Consider the following 1,029-nt stretch of genomic DNA (forward strand, 5'->3'; position numbering starts at 1 on the left):
ATCGCCTACCGTTTGCGCTGGTCAAACTGGCGACGCCGACACCAAGCATGCGCCAAACGAGCCCACTACGCCCGCCGCCTCAACCTCGAATTCCCACCATGATCACGAATGGCGGCTGTCGTACTAGCCGATGAGCGAGCGGCGATCGAATGCTCCTGATGGCCGTCGAAGTGGCGGCACGGCAACTCGCTTGACTGGTGCGGTCCGCCCGCGATTGGGTGGCGCCGTGAGCAAACTGTGGACCGCTCCCGAGGACGACCCCAGGATCTTCGGTCAGCCCGTCGGCGAAAAGGCGACCTACCGGGAGTACCTCGGTAACTACCGTCTGACCATAGAGATGAAGTGCGATGGGCTGGATGCCGAGCAGCTCGGCCGGCGCTCGGTACCGCCCAGCACCCTGAGCTTGCTCGGCCTGGTCCGCCATCTGGCTCAGATGGAGAACCACTGGTTCCAGCGTGTGCTGCAAGGGCGGACCGACGCACCGCGCCTTGACAAGCGCGAGGACGACCCGGATTGGGACTTCGGGGGCGCGGTCCTCGACCCAGCGGTGGTGAAGGACGCCTTTGCAACCTGGAAGGCCGAGATCGCCAAGGCGGACGAATGGCTCGACGCCCTCGAGGAGGCCGACCTGGGCCGCGAGGTGCCGGTCGACGGTGGCAGCCACGCCACGCGCGACGTGCTTGTCCACGTGATCGAGGAGTATGCGCGGCACGCTGGCCACGCCGACCTCCTGCGCGAGTGCATCGACGGGCGAACCGGCGTGTGACCCACCGGGCGGTGGGTCAGCTCAAGGACCGCCGTCAGGATGCAACCTCACCGTGAGGAACGGCGGTGAAGCAGAACCGGGGCGGCCCGGAGCCAGTGAGTGACAAACTGGGTGACGATCACGACGGACACCCGTGTGTCGGGGTACTCGTTGGAGTGCAGAGCTAGGTACAGCTGATCTTGCAGAGGTGCGCACCGTGTGTCCGTCGCCAGTGGGTGACTGAGGGTGAGGCTGCTCGGGTCGTGATCGGACCGGGGTGGGGC

1 protein-coding gene is annotated in these 1,029 nt (G+C 66.3%); it reads left to right on the forward strand.

The window, feature by feature from the left end; all coding sequences use genetic code 11:
* Positions 1–226: 226 nt before the first annotated feature.
* Entirely contained in the window at positions 227–766 is a 540-nt protein-coding gene (locus DLJ59_RS00040; protein WP_244235746.1) for a DinB family protein, read from the forward strand.
* The last annotated feature ends 263 nt before the right edge of the window (positions 767–1,029 follow it).

Source organism: Micromonospora inaquosa (genome assembly GCF_003857055.1).
In the GTDB taxonomy this organism is placed as follows: domain Bacteria; phylum Actinomycetota; class Actinomycetes; order Mycobacteriales; family Micromonosporaceae; genus Micromonospora; species Micromonospora inaquosa.